This window comes from Luteimonas notoginsengisoli, from assembly GCF_042648885.1.
Taxonomy (GTDB): domain Bacteria; phylum Pseudomonadota; class Gammaproteobacteria; order Xanthomonadales; family Xanthomonadaceae; genus Luteimonas; species Luteimonas notoginsengisoli.
In genome coordinates, this window is sequence record NZ_JBHRYF010000001.1 from 1,007,244 (window position 1) to 1,024,941 (window position 17,698).

A 17,698-nucleotide genomic window follows, 5' to 3' on the forward strand; every position below is an offset into this window, starting at 1 on the left:
ATAATCCGGCGGCCACTTCCGACGGAGCCCAGGCATGCACACGCTCTACTACTCACCGGGCGCCGCCAGCATGGTGGTGCATTGGCTGCTGCTGGAACTCGGCATCGCCCACGAGCTGTCGCTGGTCGACTTCGAATCGCGCGCGCAGAAGTCCCCGGCCTACCTCGCGCTCAACCCCTGCGGCGTGGTGCCGACGCTGGTGATCGATGGGCGTCCGCATACCGAGGCGGCGGCGCTGCTGGTGCATCTGGCCGACACGCACCCGGCCGCGCGGCTGTCGCCACCGGTCGATGCGCCGCGGCGCATGGAGTTCCTTGGGTGGATGTTCCACCTGGCCAACGTGGTGCAGCCCCTGTTCCGGATGTGGTGGTATCCGCACGAGCCGGCGGGCGGCGACTGCGAGGAAGCGGTCCACGCCGCCACGCGCGCGCGCATCGAAGCCGAGTGGGCGCTGCTCGATGCCCATCTCGGAAGACAGGGGCCTTACCTGCTCGGCGAGTACCCCTGCGCCGCCGATTTCTACCTGACCATGCTGATGCGCTGGTCGCGCAACATGCCGAAGCCGGCCACGGCGTGGCCGCATCTGGAGGCGCTGGCCGGCCGCATGAAGGCCTTGCCCTCGTTCCGCGCGCTGTACGAGCGCGAGGGCCTGGCGGAGTGGGCATGAGGCGCGCGCGCCGGCGGGGCGGCACCATCGGTTAGGCTTGCCCCTTGCCCAAACCAAGAATCCCGGATGACCTCACCCGCCGCGGCCACCGCCCGCCCGAAACTGCCCCGGCAGATCCCGTACATCATCGGCAACGAAGGCTGCGAGCGCTTCAGCTTCTACGGGATGCGCAACATCCTGGTGCCGTTCCTGATCAGCAGCCTGCTGCTGGCCTACCTGCCCGAGTCCGAGCGCGGCGGCGCGGCGAAGGACATCTTCCACACCTTCGTCATCGGCGTGTATTTCTTCCCGCTGCTGGGCGGCTGGATCTCCGACCGCTTCTTCGGCAAGTACAACACCGTGCTGTGGCTGTCGCTGGTGTATTGCGCCGGCCACGCCTGCCTCGCGCTGTTCGAGGACAGCCGCACGGGCTTCTATGCCGGACTGTTCCTGATCGCGCTGGGCTCCGGCGGCATCAAGCCGCTGGTGTCCGCGTTCGTCGGCGACCAGTTCGACCGTACCAACAAGAGCCTGGCCAAGATCGTCTACGACGCCTTCTACTGGACGATCAACCTCGGTTCGTTCTTCGCCTCGCTGCTGATGCCGATTTTCCTGCGCGAATACGGGCCGAGCGTGGCCTTCGGCATCCCGGGCGTGCTGATGCTCATCGCCACGATCATCTTCTGGAGCGGGCGCAAGAAGTACGTGCACGTGCCGCCGGCGCCGGCGGACCCGCATTCGTTCCTGCGGGTGGCGCGCACGGCGCTGTTCGCGCACGCGCCGGGGCAGGGCAGGGCCGGGCTGGTGGTGTTCGCGGTCGGCGCGGCGCTGGCCGTGGCGGCATTGGCCTGGCTGGTCCGCGACGACTTCGTGATCGCGGTCCTGCTGGCGTTGGGCCTGCTGCTGGCGTTCGGCGGCCTGGGCGCGTCGATGCAGCTTGATCGTGCCCGCGGCGTGCATCCGCAGCACGCCATCGAAGGCGTGCGCGCGGTGCTGCGGATCCTGATCGTGTTCGCGCTGGTCACGCCGTTTTGGTCGCTGTTCGACCAGAAGGCCTCTACCTGGGTCATCCAGGGCGGGGCGATGACGATGCCGCACGACCAGTGGTGGTGGCCGAGCTGGCTGGTCAAGGCGCCGGCGCAGATGCAGGCGTTGAACCCGCTGCTGGTGATGCTGCTGATCCCGTTCAACAACCTGGTGCTGTTCCCGGCGCTGCGGCGGATGGGGCTGGAGATCACGTCGCTGCGGCGGATGGGCGCGGGCATCGCGTTCTCCGGGTTGGCGTGGATCGTCGCGGGCATGATCCAGCTGGCGATCGATGGCGGCGATGCGGTCTCGATCGCATGGCAGATCGCGCCGTACGCGCTGCTGACCCTGGGCGAGGTGCTGGTGTCGGCGACCGGGCTCGAATTCGCCTACAGCCAGGCGCCGCCGTCGATGAAGGGCACTATCATGAGCTTCTGGCTGCTGTCGGTGTCGTACGGCAACCTGTGGGTGCTGATCACCAACGCCGCGGTGCGCAACGAGGCTGTCACCACGCAGATCGCGGGCACCGGCCTGACCGAGAACGCGTTCCTGATGTTCTTCTTCGCCGTGTTCGCGCTGCTCACCGCGCTGGTGTTCGCACTGTACGCCAGGCGCTACCCGATGCAGGACAACTACCGGACCGCCTGATGACCCTCTCGATCACCCTCGTCATCGTCGTCGCGACCTGCCTGGTCTCGTGGTTTGCGTTCAACAACCGGCAACTGCTCGATCGCCTGATCCTGTGGCCGCCCGCGGTCGACAGGTCGAAGCAGTACGACCGGCTGGTCACGCACGGCTTCATCCATGCCGACCTCGGCCACCTGCTGTTCAACATGATCACGCTGTTCTTCTTCGGCCGGCCGGTCGAGCAGGTGATGGTCGAGCGGATCGGCGCGGTTGGCTTCGTGCTGTTCTACCTGTCGGCGATCGTGGTCGCGATCCTGCCCACGTACCTGAAGCACCGGCATGACGCGCAGTACCGGAGCCTCGGCGCCTCGGGCGCGGTGTCGGCGGTGCTGTTCGCCTTCATCCTGATGGCGCCCTGGACCGGGATCTACATCTTCTTCATCCCGATTCCGATCCCCGCGATCCTCTATGCCGTGTTCTACGTCGGCTACAGCATCTGGATGGACCGGCGCGGGACCGACAACGTCAACCACAGCGCCCATCTCTGGGGCGCAGGCTATGGCGTGCTGTTCGCGCTGGTGATGGAGCCCGGATTGCTGGCGCACTTCCTGTCCGAGCTGGCCAATCCGACCTTCGGCTAGCGTCGCCGGCTTTCGGATCAGGCGGCGGCGGTCTGGACCTGGATCGCCCCGACCCGATGCACGGCTTGGGCGCCGCCGCCGTAGGCCTGTTCCAGCCGCCCGTAGATCATCGAATCGAGCTGGCTGTATTCGCAGTTGTCGGTGTCGCCGTTGCGGGCCAGCTCGAACAGCCGGGTGACCGCCTCGTGTTCCGCGTTCTCACTCTGGTCGTACATGTCGATTTCCTCCCCCTGTTGTCCAGAAGGAAGCAGCAAGCGTGCCAATCGCCTGGCCTGCAGCCGCCGCGGCCGGCACATGACGCAGGGTGTCAGCAATCCGCGTAGTGCGGCCGCTGAATGACAACCCGAGGCGCGCCGTCCCGCTCACCTAGCGTGAATGAGCCGGGTGATATGCCTTGGGAATCGACCATCCGAAACCCGAGACGGAGGAAACATGGCGACCACCAGGCGCACAGCGAAGCGGACCAAGGCAGCGGGCGACCAGACCGACGGCGGAAACCGCCGGACCCCGGCGGCGAAGACGACGCCGATCCGCACCGGCCCGGCCCGACAGGGCATGCGCAAGGCCGAGAAGAAGTCGGCGGCGAAGAACGTCGGCGATCGCCAGGTCGTCGGTCGCGGTGGCAGGACGCCGCGCGGCGTCGATCCGGCGGGCAAGGCCGGGTCGAAGAGGATCGCAGCAAAGAAGGCGGGGGCGAAGAAAGCCGCAGCGAAGACCGCCGGGACCAGGAAGGCCGCAACCAAGAAGGCCTCGAAGAACACTGTGACGAAGAAGGCTGTGACGAAGAAGGCTGCTGCGAAGAAGGCGTCCACGAAGAAGACCGCGACCGCGAAGGTCGCCACCAGAAGGGCTGCCACCGGGAAAACCGCGGCAAAGAAGGCCACGGCCCGAAAGGCCGCCACCACGAAAGCAGCGACCAGGAAGTCCCCGGCCACAAAGGCCGCCAGGACGAAGAGCGCAGCCGGCAAGGCAACGACCAGAAAGGCGGTCGCGAAGCAGTCGACGGGCGGGCGCGCGGCCAAAAAGGCTGTGGCGAAGACTGCGCCCCGTCGGACGCCAGCGAAAAAGACGGCCGCGGACCAGTCCGCCGCAAGACCTTCCGCGAAGAAGACCCTCAAGAAGGCCGCGGCCGCATCGGCCCCCGGGAAGCGCGCCGGCAAGGTCGCGAAGCGGCCGGCGGGCACGGCATCCGCCACGACCGCGCGCAAGGGCGCCGCCGAGCGGCCGCAACGCGCGACGGGCAGGAAGAAGGCGCCAGGCATCACGCCCGAGCAGGCGCTGGAAAACACCCGCAAGCTGCTCGAGGCCAAGCAGGAACACGACCGCCAGACACCGGCCTGGCAGCAGCTCGACGGCAGCCATGCCGCTACCGTGCACGACGGCTACCAGTCTGACGAAGCGGCGGCCAAGGCCACCGAGCTGCATGCCGCCGAGAGCCGATTGCAGGGAACCCAGGGCAGCATCAGCACGCAGGACCGGCATAACCAGGGCAAACGAGACAGCCGCTGAGCGGCAACAGGAGCCACGTGTTGAATACCGACGCCATCCGCCAAGACGAAGGCCGCAAGCGATTCACGGTGGAAGAGGAGGGCAGCGAAGCCTTCGTCGAGTACGCACGCGAGGGCGATGTGCTCGTGATCGTCCATACCATCGTGCCAAAGGAGATGGGAGGGCGCGGCATCGCGGGCCGGCTGGTGGAAGCCGCGCTCCAGCATGCCCGGGAGCACGGTTTGAAGGTGCGCCCGGACTGCTCGTACGCCGAGGCGTACCTGCGCAAGCATCCCGAGCACGCCGGTCTGCTGGCGCCGGCATGAGCCGGCGCCGTTGCCTCCGCCTGCGACGGAGGGCGTGGGGCGGATTTAATTCCTCGACGGCGACGTCGCCGCGTCACCGGCACCGGGTGCAATGGTCTGGCCCCTGACCGGCTCGCCGCGTTCGACGGCTTCACCATCGGCGATGTAGTGCTCGAAGAACGCGGGCAGACCGTTGCCCTGGCCGAATTCCGGCGCGTCCTGCAGATGGAAGTGCAGATGCGGTTCGCTGGTATTGCCGCTGTTGCCGCAACGACCGAGCTCCTGCCCCGCGACCACGCGCTGTCCCGCCTTCACCGCGACGCTGCCCTGGCGCAGGTGGGCGAGCATGGCGTATTCGCCGTTTCCAAGGTCGAGCATGACGTGATTGCCGGCGATCGCTTTCGTGTTGCGCGTGCCAATCGCTTGGTCGGGCAGCCCGTCGACCGCTTCGAGCACGGTGCCGTCGGCTGGCGCGAGGATCTTCTCGTTCCAGCAGTAGTAGTCCTCGAGCGCTTGGCCGTCGCCGCGGTGGCTGCTGTCGCCGACGACCTTGAGCAGGTCGTAGGCGAAGCGCTGGCCGGGCGTGGCAGCGTGGTAGTTCTGCGCGATGTCGTGGCCACCCCAGACGACGTACCAATGGCCGTCGAACGGCAACCGCAGGCGCGTCCTGGTCTGGTAATCCAGATAGGGCGAAGGCGCGGCCTCAGGCGTCGCCCCGGGCTTGGCTTGGACCGAGAAGCCGGCCACCTGGCCGGTGTCGTCCATGGCCCACTGCATCAGGATCGGCGTCGGCAGCCTGCTCCAGCGGGCGGTGCGCAGGTAGACGTGCGCGCCCGGTTCGGCGGCGGTGGATGATTCATCGATCACCGCCTGTTCCTCGCCCAGGTCGCGCGTGACCTGCGCGCGGAAGTCGGCGAGCGCCACCGCATTGCCCAGGGCCGCTTGCATCTGCGGCGACATGCGCGCCCAGACTGCGTCGGTCTCGCCCTGCAGGAACAGCCGCGACAGCTCGCGCCCGGCCTGCATCGCGGGTTCGTCCTGCGGTACGGCGTCCGTGGTGACGGCGGGCGGGTCGGATTGCGAATGGCCGGGCATCGAGACCGCGGCCAGCAGCACGGCGAGGCCGGCGGACAGGATATGGGTGGACATCAGCAAGTCTCCTCAGTTGTCTGGATCGGGGGCGGAATGAATCAGGGCCGCGATCTGCAGGCGGTAGCGCTGCAGCGCTTCGCGGCCAGCGTCGGTGATGGCGACGCGCGTCAGGGGCCGCTTGCCGCGGAAGCTCTTGTCGACCGCGACCAGTCCGCCAGCTTCCAGCTTCGACAGATGGCTCGACAGGTTGCCTTTGCTGAGCCGGCACACGGTTTCGAGGAAGCCGAACTCGACCAGCTCCGCGCTGCCGAGCACGGTCAGGATGGCCAGCCGCGCCGGCTCGTGGACCAGCCGGTCGAGGGCGAGGACCGCGTCGATGGCGTCCTGCGTGTCGCTTTTCATGCGGAGCGGCCGGGCGTGCGGCCGGGGTCGCTCAGGCCGAGTTCGTCGCGCAGCTGGAGGTAATCGCGATGCTCACGCCAGCCGGTGGTGACCGCGATCGCGGCATAGATCGCGGCGATCAGGATCCAGTACCACGGGTAATGCAGGCCCACGATCACGACCGCGGCCTGGCAGACCAGCAGCACGCCGACCAGGAAATCGCCGACCGACCAGAACCAGCGCGCGGCGACCAGCGGCATCGCCGCCACGATCGCGATGTAGGCGATTCCCGGCCACTGCCAGGCGCGGGTGCCCGCGGTCCACGCAACGCCGGCGATGATCAGCAGCGACATCGCCGCCAGGTACGCCACCATCCAGCGGCGCATGCGGCGCTGCTTGTCCGACAGCCGCTCGCGCGCCGCCCCCGCGCGCTGGTAATAGAAGGCGCGCAGCAACTCCTTCGACAGCAGCCACGCGAGCGGCGCGCCGACCAGCAGGTAGCGCAGGGCAGGGGTCAGTTCGACGGTCGCGCCGACCACGAACGTGGCCAGGCAGAGCACGCCCCCGATCACCAGGCTCAGGCCGCCGGCGCTGCGCGAGTAGCGGGCATAACGGCTGGTGTTCTCGGCGAGGCGGGACAGGTCGGCGGCGTCTTGCATGGCGGTGGCTCGGTGGAAGTTGCAAACAGGTTTGCACTGCAAACCTGACGTGTCAAGCCTTCGCGGCATCGATTCGGAGGGAAGGACCGGGTCGCCCGTGCCGCGACGCGGCCAATCTGCGAGACTGCGCGCCCGCCGCCTTGCCCGATTCGATGCGACTCAACAAGCACATCAGCGACACCGGTTTCTGCTCGCGCCGCGAGGCCGATCGGTTGATCGGCGAGGGCCGCGTCACCGTCAATGGCCAGCGCGCGCGGGTCGGGGCCGAGGTCGGCGAGGGCGACGAGGTGAAGGTCGACGGCCAGGCGCTGCGCGCGCGCAGCGCGGCCAAGGGCCAGCGCCGGCACGTCTACATCGCGCTCAACAAGCCTGTCGGCATCACCTGCACCACCGAGTCCGCCGTGCAGGGCAACATCGTCGACTTCGTCGGCCACGAGCAGCGGATCTTCCCGATCGGCCGCCTGGACAAGGATTCGGAGGGGCTGATCCTGCTGACCAGCAACGGCGACATCGTCAACGCCATCCTGCGGGCGGAAAACAAGCTGGAGAAGGAATACCTGGTGGCGGTGAACCATCCGGTGACCGACGAATTCCTGCGCGGCATGGCCCGCGGCGTGCCGGTCCACGGCCAGACGACGTTGCCCTGCAAGACCGGCAAGCTCGGCAAGTTCGGCTTCCGGGTGGTGCTGGTGCAGGGGTTGAACCGCCAGATCCGGCTGATGGCCGCGCACTTCAAATTCCGGGTCAAGCAGCTGGTGCGGGTCCGGATAGGGAGCGTGAAGCTGGGGCGCCTGAAGCCCGGCCAATGGCGGAATCTCAGCGACGCCGAGCTGCAAGGCCTGTTGCCCCGGCGGGAGGACTGGTAGCCCGCGATGGCGGTTCGTCGGACAGGGCAGGAGTTCCGTTCCCTGGCGGCGAGACGGGTGCCGGAACCCGCCGCCAGCGCTGATTCCGCGTCCGCGTCGGGCCGCCGGGATGGCCCCCGCCGACCCCGGTCAACCTCGGGTAAACCCCATTCACACTTCTGGCCAAAAGTGCGGTAAGGTGCGCGCACTGTTCAAAGCCGGGATCACGGTACATCGTGGTTTCGATGCGGTAGATCTGCCGATCCGCTCCATCGCTTCGCGTTACCCCTTGCTGACACAGTCGCGGATCCGCCTGAAACGGACCGTGTATCCCCAAAAAAACTGTTTCAAGGAGTAACACATCATGTCCGATCGTCAGACCGGTACCGTCAAGTGGTTCAACGACGCCAAGGGCTTCGGCTTCATCACCCCGGAAAGCGGCCAGGACCTGTTCGTCCATTTCCGCTCGATCCAGGGCAGCGGCTTCAAGTCGCTGCAGGAAGGCCAGAAGGTCTCGTTCAAGGTCGTGCAGGGCCAGAAGGGCCTGCAGGCCGACGAAGTGCAGGCCCTGTAAGCCAGCACCAAGTCAGTCGCAACACCAGAGCCCCGGGCGGAAACGCCCGGGGCTTTTTCGTATGCGGCACGAAGTCCGCGCCAGGCGAATGGGGCGGTGCATCGCGCGCGTCCATCCCGGCGTCACATCACGGCTCCTAGACTCCGGTTTTCCGGGTAGCCCGGCGCCACATCCACGGGGAACGATTGCCATGAAGCGTTTGTCGACCTGCTGCCTGCTGCTCCTGCTCGCCGCCTGCCAGCGCGAGGCGGACGCGCCCCGGTCGCCTTCCCCGGAAACGCCCGCGACGCCGGCGGCAGAAGCACCGGCTGCCAAGCCGGAAGGCCAGGTCGAACTTGCCGACAGGATCGAGCGCGATCAGCGCTACCTCATCGGCATCAGCTATCCACCCAACATCAACCAGTATCCGGGCCTGGCGGCAGAACTGCAGCGCTATTCGCAAGCCGCGGTCGACGAGCTGATGCAGGCGGTCGACGGGCTGGGCGGCGAAAAGCCGACCGCGCCGTACGACCTTTCCCTCGCCTTCGACATGCTGGCCGAGACCCCGCAGATCGTCGCCGTCGCGGCCACCGGCAGCAGCTATACCGGCGGCGCGCACGGCAATCCGCTGGTCGCGCGCTTCGTCTGGTTGCCACAGCGCAAGGAGCTGCTGCGGCCCGATCGCCTGATCACCGGCAGCGCCGGATGGCAGGCCGTGTCCGACGCGGTGCGGGAACAGCTGCACGCGGCGCTGTCGCAGCGGATCGATGGCGACGACACGGAACCGGCAGAGCGCGCGGAACTGCTCAAGTCCGGGCTCAAGATGATCGATGAAGGCACAGCGCCGGATGCCGGCAACTTCGCCCAGTTCGAACCGGTGCTCGACGCGACGGGCCACGTCACCGCGCTGCGTTTCGTGTTCCCTCCCTACCAGGTGGGGCCGTACTCCGACGGCGTGCAGACCGCCGAAGTGCCCGCCGGCCTGTTGCTCCCGCACGTGGCCCAGCCCTACCGCGGAATATTCGCCGCCCCGGCCGCCTAGCGCGCGGCGTGCGCCCCCGCCACGCTGTGTTGCACCGGTTGTCGTGACGCGGCACCGACGGCGACGGTAATCTTGGGCCAAGGCTTTCCGGACAGAGAGGCATGTCCGCAACGCATCCATTCCGCGATCGATTGCAAGCCCTGCTGGCCGACGCCGACGTCCGCATCGACGGCGACCGCGACTGGGACATGCAGGTCCACGATCCGCACCTGCCGGCGCGGCTGGTGGCCGGGGGCTCGCTCAAGCTCGGCGAGAGCTACATGGACGGCTGGTGGGACGCGCGGTCGCTCGATGGCCTGCTCTTCCACTTGCTCGACGCCCGCATCGAGGAGCGAGCCCCGAGCCCGGCCGACATCAAGGACGCGCTGCGCGCGCGGCTGTTCAACCTGCAGGCCGGCCGTCGCAGCTACGAAGTGGGCAAGCGCCACTATGACCTGGGCAACGATCTCTACCGCGCGATGCTCGGCAAGCGCCTGGTCTACAGCTGCGGCTACTGGCGCCAGGCCGACGACCTCGACCACGCGCAGGAAGCCAAGCTCGACCTGATCTGCCGCAAGCTCGGATTGCGCGAGGGCATGCGCGTGCTCGACATCGGCTGCGGCTGGGGCGAGGCGCTGAAGTTCGCGGCCGAGCGCTACGGCGTCAGCGGCGTGGGCATCACCATTTCCCGCGAACAGGCGGTGTTCGCGCGCGACCTGTGCGCCGGGCTGCCGGTCGAGATCCGCGTGCAGGACTATCGCGAGGTCGACGAGCGCTTCGACCGGGTCCTGTCGGTGGGCATGTTCGAGCACGTCGGCTTTCGCAATTACCGCCGCTTCTTCGAGGTCGCGCGGCGCTGCCTGGGCGACGACGGCCTGTTCCTGCTGCACTGCATCGGCAACAACAGGTCGGTGACGCACACGGACCCGTGGATCGCGAAGTACATCTTCCCCAACTCGATGCTGCCGTCGGCGGCGCAGATCGCCGCCGCCACCGAGGGTCTGTTCGTGACCGAGGACTGGCACAACTTCGGCGCCGACTATGACCGCACCCTGCAGGCCTGGCGGGCCAACATCGAACCTGCCTGGGATACGCTGCCGGCGCATTACGATGAGCGCTTCCGGCGCATGTGGCGCTACTACCTGGCCGCGTCGATGGCCAGCTTCCGGGCGCGCCGGATCCAGCTCTGGCAACTGGTGCTGTCTCCGCGCGGCGTGCCGGGCGGATACATCGCGCCGCGCTGAAGCGGCGCATCGTGCAAAGCCGGTCGCCGTCGACCCGCGCGCCGGCTTTGCGTCGCACGCCGCGTTTGCGGATCATCCCACGCAGTTCGCAGTTCGCAGTCGCCAGTCACCGGCCCACCTCCACAACACGGAAAACACCCATGCGCCATTCCGACATCGCGCTCGCCATCATCGGCGGCACCGGCGTGTACCAGTTCGCCGGCCTGCAGGACATCGAGCCCCACCAGCCGGTGACGCGCTACGGCGCGCTGTCCGGACCAGTGCGCGTGGGTACGCTGGCGGGCCAGCGCGTGGCGTTCCTCGCGCGCCACGGCGAAGGCCATTCGGTGCCGCCGCACCGGATCAACTACCGGGCCAACCTCGCGGCACTGCAGGCGCTGGGCGCAACGCGCGTCCTCGCGCTCAACACCGTCGGCGGGATCACCGAGCGTTTCGGTCCGCGGGTGCTGGCGTGCCCCGACCAGCTGATCGACTACACCTGGGGCCGGATCTCCACGCTGAGCGAGGAAGAGGGCACCGAAGTGCTGCACGTCGATTTCGGCGAGCCGTACGCGCCAACGCTGCGCGCGCGCGTGATCGAAGCGGCGCGCGCCGCCGGCGTTGGCCTGGTCGATGGCGGTTGCTACGGCGCCACCCAGGGACCGCGGCTGGAGACCCGCGCCGAGATCGCGCGCATGCGCCGCGACGGCTGCGATCTCGTCGGCATGACCGGCATGCCCGAGGCCGGACTCGCCCGCGAATTCGGCCTCGAGTACGCCTGTCTGGCCATCGTCGCCAACTGGGCGGCGGGCGCGGGGCCGGTGGTGGACGAGGTGATCACGCTGGAGGAAGTGCTCGCCAACGTCGCGGCGGCCTCGTCCGGGCTGCCGGCCCTGGTCACGGAAATGCTGTCGGGGTGATTGCAACCATCGGGCTTGCTTTGCATACTCGCGCCGTGTGCCCAGGGGACCGCAAGGGGGCGCACGCACATCGCATCCAGACGAGGTAGGGAGAGTCATGCAATACGGCACAGTGAAATGGTTCAACGACGCCAAGGGTTTCGGCTTCATCGCACCCGAGGACGGCAGCGCGGATGTTTTCGTGCACTTCTCGGCGATCGAATCCAAGGGCTTCCGCAGCCTGCAGGAAGGCCAGCGCGTCAGCTATGAGGTCACGCAGGGTCCGAAGGGCGCACAGGCCGCTGGCGTACAGCCGGTCGAAGCCTGATCCACGCGTACCGCGAGTTTTGAACCCCGCCCCGTGGCGGGGTTTTTTTCGCCCGGCGTGCGCGTTGCCGATGGCTCGTCACGCTGACGCCATGGCTCTGCAAGGACCGCTGCATTGACGCCGCGACACATCGCCATCGTCGGTTACGGCACCGCCGGCCAGGCGGCCGCGGTACTGCTGTCGCGCGACGGGCACCGGGTCGAGGTGTTCGAACAGGCACCTCAGCCGGGCCCGGTCGGTGCGGGTTTCCTGCTGCAGCCGACCGGGCTGCAGGTGCTGTGGTCGATGGGCCTGCTGGATGCGGCGCTCGCGCATGGCGCGCCGGTGCGTCGCCTGTATGGCGAAACGCCCAGCGGGCGCGGGGTGATGGACATGCGCTACTCCGGGCTGGATGCGCGACTGCGTGGGCTGGGCATGCAGCGCGGGGCGCTGTTCACGCTGCTCGCCCAGGCATGGCCCGGTTTCGACTCGATGCATCGCGGGACCCGGATCGCGGCGATCGATGGCGGCACGCATCGCATCCGCGACGCGGAAGGCCGCTGGCACGGGCGGTTCGACATGATCATCGTGGCCGACGGCTCGGCCTCCGCCCTGCGCAGCCAAGTAGCGGTCTCGGGCCTCGATCGGCCGTATCCCTGGGGCGCGCTGTGGTGTCTGGTCCCGCGCGGCGACTGGCCGTGGCGGGACGAACTGCGCCAGCGCTACGTCGCGGCCCGGCGCATGATCGGGCTGTTGCCGGTCGGCACGCGCCCGGGGGATGACACGCCGCGCCTGAGCTTCTTCTGGAGCATGCGCACCGCCGAATTCGACGCATGGCGGACGGGCGGGATGGCGGCGTGGCGCGACGAGGTCCGGGCAATCTGGCCCGAAGCGCTCGATCTGCTGGGAGAAGCGTCGGAAACTACCTTGGCGCGCGCCAGCTATCGCGACGCGGTGCCGCGGCGCTGGCATCGGGGGCGCGTCGTGCTGCTCGGAGACGCGGCGCACGCGATGAGTCCGCAGCTGGGGCAGGGCGTCAACATGGCGTTGATGGACGCGCTGTCGTTGCGCGATGCGCTGCGGTCCCATGACGATATCGAAGCCGCACTGGCAGTCTACGAGCGCGAGCGCCGTCGCCATGTCCGCGTCTACCAGTTCTGGAGCCGCTGGCTGACGCCGCTGTTCCAGTCCGACCGCGACCTGGTCGCACGCCTGCGCGACGCCGCGTTCCTGCCGATGGGCCGAATGCCCGGCGGCCGTGGCCACATGCTGCGCGTGCTGAGCGGCACGCAGCATGGCCTGTTCGGCCGGCTGGGCCTGCAGGGGGGATTCATCGAGGCACTGGCGGCAGGCGAAGAGGCCTGACTGCGCGGGTGCATCAATTGGGCCAGAATCGGGCCTCGCATCGAGGGCGCCGCCATGGAGCGTTTCAGGACCCACACGGTCGACAATCAGCCGCCTGAGTTCGGCCCGCGCGATCTGTGGCGGGACGACGTCGCGCTGCGCGAAGCCGTGGCGCGCGAGGGTGGTGGAGCGCACGCCGATCGCATCGCGCGCTACGGCGTGCTCGCCGGTGGCGAGCTGTACGCACTGTCATTCGACGCCCATCGCGACCGGCCGCGCCTGCGCAGCCACGACCGCCTCGGGCACCGCATCGACAGCGTCGAGTTCCATCCCAGCTACCACCGCATCATGGCCGCGGCGGTCGACCAGGGGGTGGCCGGCCTGTCGTGGGCCGACGCCGCGCCGGGCGCGCACGTCGCGCGCGCGGCGCTGTGCTACCTGCACAACCAGGCCGAGCCGGGCACCAGCTGCCCGCTCACCATGACCCATGCCGCGGTGCCGGCGCTGCGGCACGCGCCGGCATTGCGCGAATGGGCGGACAAGGTCGCCGCCTGCCGCTACGACCCGCGCGACGTCGCCATCGGCGACAAGCCCGGCGTGACCCTGGGCATGGGCATGACCGAGAAGCAGGGCGGCAGCGACGTGCGCGCCAACACCACGACCGCCACGCCGCTTGGCGGCATTGGCGACGAATACGCGCTGGTCGGGCACAAGTGGTTCTTCTCGGCGCCCATGTCCGATGGCTTCCTGGTGCTCGCGCAGGCGCCCGGCGGACTGAGCTGCTTCCTGTTGCCGCGACGGCTCCCGGACGGGGCGAAGAACGCCTTCGCGCTGATGCGCCTGAAGGACAAGCTCGGCGACTGGAGCAATGCCTCGGCCGAGGTCGAGTTCATGGAGGCCCGTGCGTGGCGCATCGGCGATGAGGGGCGCGGCATCGCCACGATCCTGCAGATGGTGATGCTGACGCGCCTGGACTGCATGCTCGGCTCGGCGGCGCAGATGCGCATGGCATTGGCGCAGGCGCTGCACCACACGGCCCATCGGATCGCCTTCGGCAAGCGGCTCATCGAGCAGCCGCTGATGCGCAACGTGCTGGCCGACCTGGCACTCGAATCGGAGGCCGCGCTGGTGCTTTCGATGCGGGTGGCGCGCGCGGTCGATGCATCGCCGGGCGACCCGCGCGAAGCCGCGTTCGCGCGCATCGCCACCGCGATCGGCAAGTACTGGATCTGCAAGCGCACGCCCGCCTTCGTCAACGAGGCGCAGGAGTGCCTGGGCGGCGCCGGCTACATCGAGGAGTCGATCCTGCCGCGGCTCTACCGGCAGGCTCCGCTCAATTCGATCTGGGAGGGCAGCGGCAACATCCAATGCCTGGACGTGCTGCGCGCGCTGGGACGCGAGCCCGGCTCCGCGGACGCGTTGCTCGCGGAGCTTGAATCGGCAGCGGGGCGCAACGACGACTATGACGCCGCAGTTGCGGCGTTGGGCGAATCATTGCGCAACCCGACCGGTGAATCCGGCGCGCGACTGCTGGTCGAACGCCTGGCGCTGGCCTTGCAGGCCGCGACGCTGCTGCGCGCGGACAGTCCGCTGGCCGACGCGTACTGCAGCAGCAGGCTTGGCGGAGCGCATGGCCTGGCATTCGGCACCCTGCCGACAAGCATCGACCACGGCCTGCCGATCGAGCGCGCCTGGCCGCGTTGAAGCCCGTCGCGGTTGGCGATCCGCGCAGCCGGGGCTGCGTGCGGCGCCGGCTTGCGCGGCTGGCACTCAGCCCGCGAGCCGGCTCGCGAATGCCTGCCACTGCGAAGTCTGCGACAGCGCCAACCGCAGCGGCCGCGACACCGCGACCAGCGCAGCGCCCCATGCGAAGGCCGGGTGCAGGCGCCGGCGCGCGATCGTGTCCCATGCCACGCAGGCCAGCACCAGCGCCGCGGTGATCAGGAAGAACGCGACCATGCCGCCCTGTTGCAGCAACGGCAGCGGGATCCGCGCGATCGGGGCGGTCAGCAGGCCCACGCATGCGAGCAGCATCAGCCGCTTGGGGATGTCGCCGCGCCGGCGGAACCAGAGCGCGGCACCGACAAGGAGCGCGAACACCAGCATGTCGCCGAGCGGCACCTGTTGCCGGAATGCCTGATCGCGACAGCGCGGGGACCAGGCGCAACCGATCGCCGGCCGGCGGGTTCCGCCGGGCCGGCGCAGCGGTGGAGAACCCGGGACCGGCTAGTCCAGGAACTGCAGCCGCGCCAGCTCCGCGTAGAGGCCGTCCTGTGCGATCAACTCGTCGTGGGTGCCCTGGGCAATGATCCGGCCGCGGTCCATGACCACGATGCGGTCGGCCTTGAGCACGGTGGCCAGGCGGTGCGCGATCACCAGCGTGGTGCGGCCTTCCATCAGCCGCTCCAGCGCCTGCTGCACGGCGCGCTCGCTCTGCGCATCGAGTGCGGAGGTGGCTTCGTCGAGGAGCAGCACCGGCGCGTCCTTGAGCAGCGCCCGGGCGATGGCGATGCGCTGCTGCTGTCCGCCCGACAGCCGCGCGCCGCGTTCGCCGAGCTGCTCGTCGTAGCCGGCGGGCAGCACCGAGAGGAACTCGTGCGCCTCGGCCGACCTTGCCGCGGCTTCCAGCTCGGCATCGCTGGCCTCCAGCCGGCCGTAGCGGATGTTGTCGCGCGCGCTGCTGGCGAAGATCGCCGGCTGCTGCGGGACCAGCGCGACGGTGCCGCGCAATTCGGCCGGATCGAGCGTGCGGATGTCCACGCCGTCGAGCTCGATGCGACCGGACTGCGGATCGTGGAAGCGCAGCAGCATCGAGAACACGGTGCTCTTGCCGGCGCCCGACGGGCCCACCAGCGCCACGGTTTCGCCGGGGGCGACCTGCAGGCTGAAGTCTTCCAGCGCCGGCGCATCGGGGCGCGACGGATAGTGGAACGTAACGCCGTCGAAGCGCAGGGCACCGCGTACCGGTACCGGCAATGCGTGCGGCCGTGCCGGTGCGGCGATGGCCGGGCGTTCGTCGAGCAGTTCGCCGATCCGGCCCATGCCGCCAGCCGCCTTCTGCAGCTCGTTCCAGGTCTCGGCGAGCGCGCCAACCGAGCCTCCGCCGAGCACCGCGTACAGCACGAACTGGCTCAGCGTGCCGACCGTGAGCCGGCCGTCGATCACGTCGTGGGCGCCCGACCACAGCACCAGCGTGATCGCGCCGAACACCAGCGAGATCGCCATCGCGGTGACCAGTGCCTGCATCCCGATGCGGCGGCGCGCGGTGGCGACCGAGGCTTCGATCGCGGTGGCGAAGCGGCCGCGTTCGTACGGCTCGCGTGCGTGCGCCTGCACGGTCGGGATCGCGCCGAGCGTTTCGCTGGCCAGCGCGTTGGCGTCGGCGACACGGTCCTGGCTCTGCCGCGAGATCTTGCCGAGCCGACGCCCGCCGAGCACCAGCGGCAGCACGCACAGCGGGATGCCGACCAGCGTGTACGCCGCCAGGCGCGGACTGGTCGCCACCAGCATCGCCAGGCTGCCGATCACCATCACCACGCTGCGCAGGGCGACGGAGACGGTCGAACCGACCACGCTGCGCAGCAGTTCGGTATCCGCGGTCAGGCGCGACACCAGCTCGCCGCTGCGGCTGCGCTCGAAGAACGCCTGATCGAGACCGACGAGGTGCGAATACAGGCGTTCGCGCAGGTCGGCGACCACGCGCTCGCCGAGCAGCGAAACGAAGAAGAAGCGCGCGGCGGTGGCGATCGCCAGCGCCAGCGCGACCGCAAACACCAGCGCGAAGGTGGCGTTGACGTTGCCGCCGCCCGAGAAACCGTGGTCGATCATCCGCCGCACCACCAGCGGCAGGCTCAGCGTCGCGGTGCTGGAAGCCGCCAGCGCCACCAGCCAGGCCACCAGCAGGCCTTTCTGGCGCATGACGAAAGGCCACAGCGCGCGCAGGCTGCCGAGTCGGGGCTTGGGCTTGCCGCGGGCGTCCTGCGGCGGCCGGGTATCCGGCGCGTCGCCGGGGTCGATGTCCTGCTCTGGAATGTCAGCCATCAGCCATTGTCGTCGATGCGCACCCGGTTACGGGTGGCGTCGCGCAGGCGCAGTTTCAAGGCGTCGACCTCGTCGCGAGGCAAACGCACCAGCAGGCGGACTCCGGTGGGGTCGAAAGTTTCGGCCAGTTTTTCGGCGCAGGCCGCGGCGATGGCCGCATGCACGTTGCCCAGGTCATCGAATGGCGCATGCAGCGCGACCTCGCGCAGGTCGACCAGCGCGATGCGTTCGGCGCCGCGCAGGCACTCGGCCGCGGCGCCGCCGTAGGCGCGTACCAGTCCGCCCGCGCCGAGCTTGATGCCGCCGAACCAGCGCGTGACCACGACCGCCACGCGGTCGATGCCCTGGCCGTCGATGGCGGCGAGGATCGGGCGCCCGGCGGTACCGGCCGGTTCGCCGTCGTCGCTGGAACGGTAGTCGTCGCCGATGCGCCAGGCCCAGCAGTTGTGGCTGGCGTCGGCGATCGATGCCGCCGCCAGCGCCTGCATCGCCTGGGCGGTGCTTTCGACCGGAACGGCATGGGCCAGGAAACGGCTGTGCTTGACCTCGATCGCGTGCGTCGCGGGGGCTGCCAGCGTATGCAGGCTCACGGTCGCCCGA

The 17,698-nt window shown here is 69.1% G+C and carries 20 protein-coding genes; 13 read left to right on the forward strand and 7 right to left on the reverse strand.

Annotation, left to right across the window (positions count from 1 at the left end; translation table 11 throughout):
- The first annotated feature begins 34 nt into the window (after nt 1-34).
- The 3 genes from ACFOM9_RS04695 (at nt 35) to ACFOM9_RS04705 (ending at nt 2,940) form a co-directional block, all read left to right on the forward strand.
- Nucleotides 35-667 carry a glutathione S-transferase family protein gene (locus tag ACFOM9_RS04695; protein ID WP_386706652.1) on the forward strand — a complete coding sequence of 211 codons (633 nt, stop codon included), beginning with the start codon at nt 35-37 and terminating at the stop codon, nt 665-667.
- A 66-nt stretch (nt 668-733) separates the two neighbouring features.
- On the forward strand, nt 734-2,320 hold the full coding sequence (locus ACFOM9_RS04700; RefSeq protein ID WP_386706655.1) for a POT-type proton-dependent oligopeptide transporter: 1,587 nt from the start codon (nt 734-736) through the stop codon (nt 2,318-2,320).
- Complete coding sequence (locus ACFOM9_RS04705; protein ID WP_386706658.1) at nt 2,320-2,940, forward strand: rhomboid family intramembrane serine protease; 621 nt, start codon at nt 2,320-2,322, stop codon at nt 2,938-2,940. The genes ACFOM9_RS04700 and ACFOM9_RS04705 overlap by 1 nt, the downstream gene beginning before the upstream one ends.
- Before the next feature lie 17 nt (nt 2,941-2,957).
- Here ACFOM9_RS04705 and ACFOM9_RS04710 read toward each other — a convergent pair whose 3' ends face one another.
- Entirely contained in the window at nt 2,958-3,155 is a 198-nt protein-coding gene (locus tag ACFOM9_RS04710; protein WP_386706661.1) for a hypothetical protein, read from the reverse strand.
- Between the two features lie 217 nt (nt 3,156-3,372).
- Between ACFOM9_RS04710 and ACFOM9_RS04715 the strand changes: the two genes are divergently transcribed.
- Together ACFOM9_RS04715 and ACFOM9_RS04720 are read left to right on the forward strand one after the other, a co-directional pair.
- Nucleotides 3,373-4,449 (forward strand): hypothetical protein, encoded by a 1,077-nt coding sequence (locus ACFOM9_RS04715; protein WP_386706664.1) that lies wholly within the window; start codon nt 3,373-3,375, stop codon nt 4,447-4,449.
- A gap of 20 nt (nt 4,450-4,469) precedes the next feature.
- Nucleotides 4,470-4,754, forward strand: coding sequence for a GNAT family N-acetyltransferase (locus ACFOM9_RS04720; protein WP_386706667.1), 285 nt, complete (start codon nt 4,470-4,472; stop codon nt 4,752-4,754).
- Nucleotides 4,755-4,799: 45 nt separating this feature from the next.
- On the opposite strand, the gene ACFOM9_RS04725 is transcribed toward ACFOM9_RS04720, so the two are convergent.
- The 3 genes from ACFOM9_RS04725 to ACFOM9_RS04735 are packed head-to-tail and all read right to left on the reverse strand — an operon-like array spanning nt 4,800 to nt 6,865.
- Nucleotides 4,800-5,882, reverse strand: a complete 1,083-nt coding sequence (locus ACFOM9_RS04725) for a M23 family metallopeptidase (protein ID WP_386706669.1) — start codon at nt 5,880-5,882, stop codon at nt 4,800-4,802.
- A 12-nt stretch (nt 5,883-5,894) separates the two neighbouring features.
- Nucleotides 5,895-6,227 (reverse strand): transcriptional regulator, encoded by a 333-nt coding sequence (locus ACFOM9_RS04730; RefSeq protein ID WP_386706672.1) that lies wholly within the window; start codon nt 6,225-6,227, stop codon nt 5,895-5,897.
- Nucleotides 6,224-6,865, reverse strand: coding sequence for a hypothetical protein (locus ACFOM9_RS04735; RefSeq protein ID WP_386706675.1), 642 nt, complete (start codon nt 6,863-6,865; stop codon nt 6,224-6,226). Before ACFOM9_RS04735 ends, ACFOM9_RS04730 begins: the two co-directional genes overlap by 4 nt.
- A gap of 152 nt (nt 6,866-7,017) precedes the next feature.
- Here ACFOM9_RS04735 and ACFOM9_RS04740 point away from each other — a divergent pair, with 152 nt between their 5' ends.
- From ACFOM9_RS04740 to ACFOM9_RS04775, 8 genes are all read left to right on the forward strand, one after another.
- Nucleotides 7,018-7,731, forward strand: a complete 714-nt coding sequence (locus ACFOM9_RS04740) for a pseudouridine synthase (protein ID WP_386706678.1) — start codon at nt 7,018-7,020, stop codon at nt 7,729-7,731.
- A 343-nt stretch (nt 7,732-8,074) separates the two neighbouring features.
- Nucleotides 8,075-8,284 (forward strand): cold-shock protein, encoded by a 210-nt coding sequence (locus ACFOM9_RS04745; protein WP_137265674.1) that lies wholly within the window; start codon nt 8,075-8,077, stop codon nt 8,282-8,284.
- 190 nt (nt 8,285-8,474) lie between these two features.
- Complete coding sequence (locus tag ACFOM9_RS04750; protein ID WP_386706682.1) at nt 8,475-9,305, forward strand: DUF3298 and DUF4163 domain-containing protein; 831 nt, start codon at nt 8,475-8,477, stop codon at nt 9,303-9,305.
- Nucleotides 9,306-9,406: 101 nt separating this feature from the next.
- Nucleotides 9,407-10,528 (forward strand): cyclopropane fatty acyl phospholipid synthase, encoded by a 1,122-nt coding sequence (cfa, locus tag ACFOM9_RS04755; RefSeq protein ID WP_386706685.1) that lies wholly within the window; start codon nt 9,407-9,409, stop codon nt 10,526-10,528.
- 140 nt (nt 10,529-10,668) lie between these two features.
- Nucleotides 10,669-11,427: an S-methyl-5'-thioinosine phosphorylase gene (locus ACFOM9_RS04760; RefSeq protein ID WP_386706688.1), complete on the forward strand. Its 759-nt coding sequence runs from the start codon at nt 10,669-10,671 to the stop codon at nt 11,425-11,427.
- A gap of 97 nt (nt 11,428-11,524) precedes the next feature.
- Nucleotides 11,525-11,734 carry a cold-shock protein gene (locus ACFOM9_RS04765; RefSeq protein ID WP_386706691.1) on the forward strand — a complete coding sequence of 70 codons (210 nt, stop codon included), beginning with the start codon at nt 11,525-11,527 and terminating at the stop codon, nt 11,732-11,734.
- 114 nt (nt 11,735-11,848) lie between these two features.
- Complete coding sequence (locus ACFOM9_RS04770) at nt 11,849-13,078, forward strand: FAD-dependent oxidoreductase (protein ID WP_386706694.1); 1,230 nt, start codon at nt 11,849-11,851, stop codon at nt 13,076-13,078.
- 54 nt (nt 13,079-13,132) lie between these two features.
- The gene (locus tag ACFOM9_RS04775) at nt 13,133-14,761 is read left to right on the forward strand and encodes an isovaleryl-CoA dehydrogenase (protein ID WP_386706697.1); all 1,629 of its coding nucleotides are present in this window, start codon (nt 13,133-13,135) and stop codon (nt 14,759-14,761) included.
- Nucleotides 14,762-14,827: 66 nt separating this feature from the next.
- On the opposite strand, the gene ACFOM9_RS04780 is transcribed toward ACFOM9_RS04775, so the two are convergent.
- From ACFOM9_RS04780 to ACFOM9_RS04790, 3 genes are all read right to left on the reverse strand, one after another.
- Nucleotides 14,828-15,157, reverse strand: a complete 330-nt coding sequence (locus tag ACFOM9_RS04780; RefSeq protein WP_386706699.1) for a hypothetical protein — start codon at nt 15,155-15,157, stop codon at nt 14,828-14,830.
- Between the two features lie 126 nt (nt 15,158-15,283).
- Nucleotides 15,284-17,098 carry an ABC transporter transmembrane domain-containing protein gene (locus tag ACFOM9_RS04785; protein WP_386706702.1) on the reverse strand — a complete coding sequence of 605 codons (1,815 nt, stop codon included), beginning with the start codon at nt 17,096-17,098 and terminating at the stop codon, nt 15,284-15,286.
- Nucleotides 17,098-17,688 carry an IMPACT family protein gene (locus tag ACFOM9_RS04790; protein WP_386706705.1) on the reverse strand — a complete coding sequence of 197 codons (591 nt, stop codon included), beginning with the start codon at nt 17,686-17,688 and terminating at the stop codon, nt 17,098-17,100. Before ACFOM9_RS04790 ends, ACFOM9_RS04785 begins: the two co-directional genes overlap by 1 nt.
- Between the last annotated feature and the right edge of the window lie 10 nt (nt 17,689-17,698).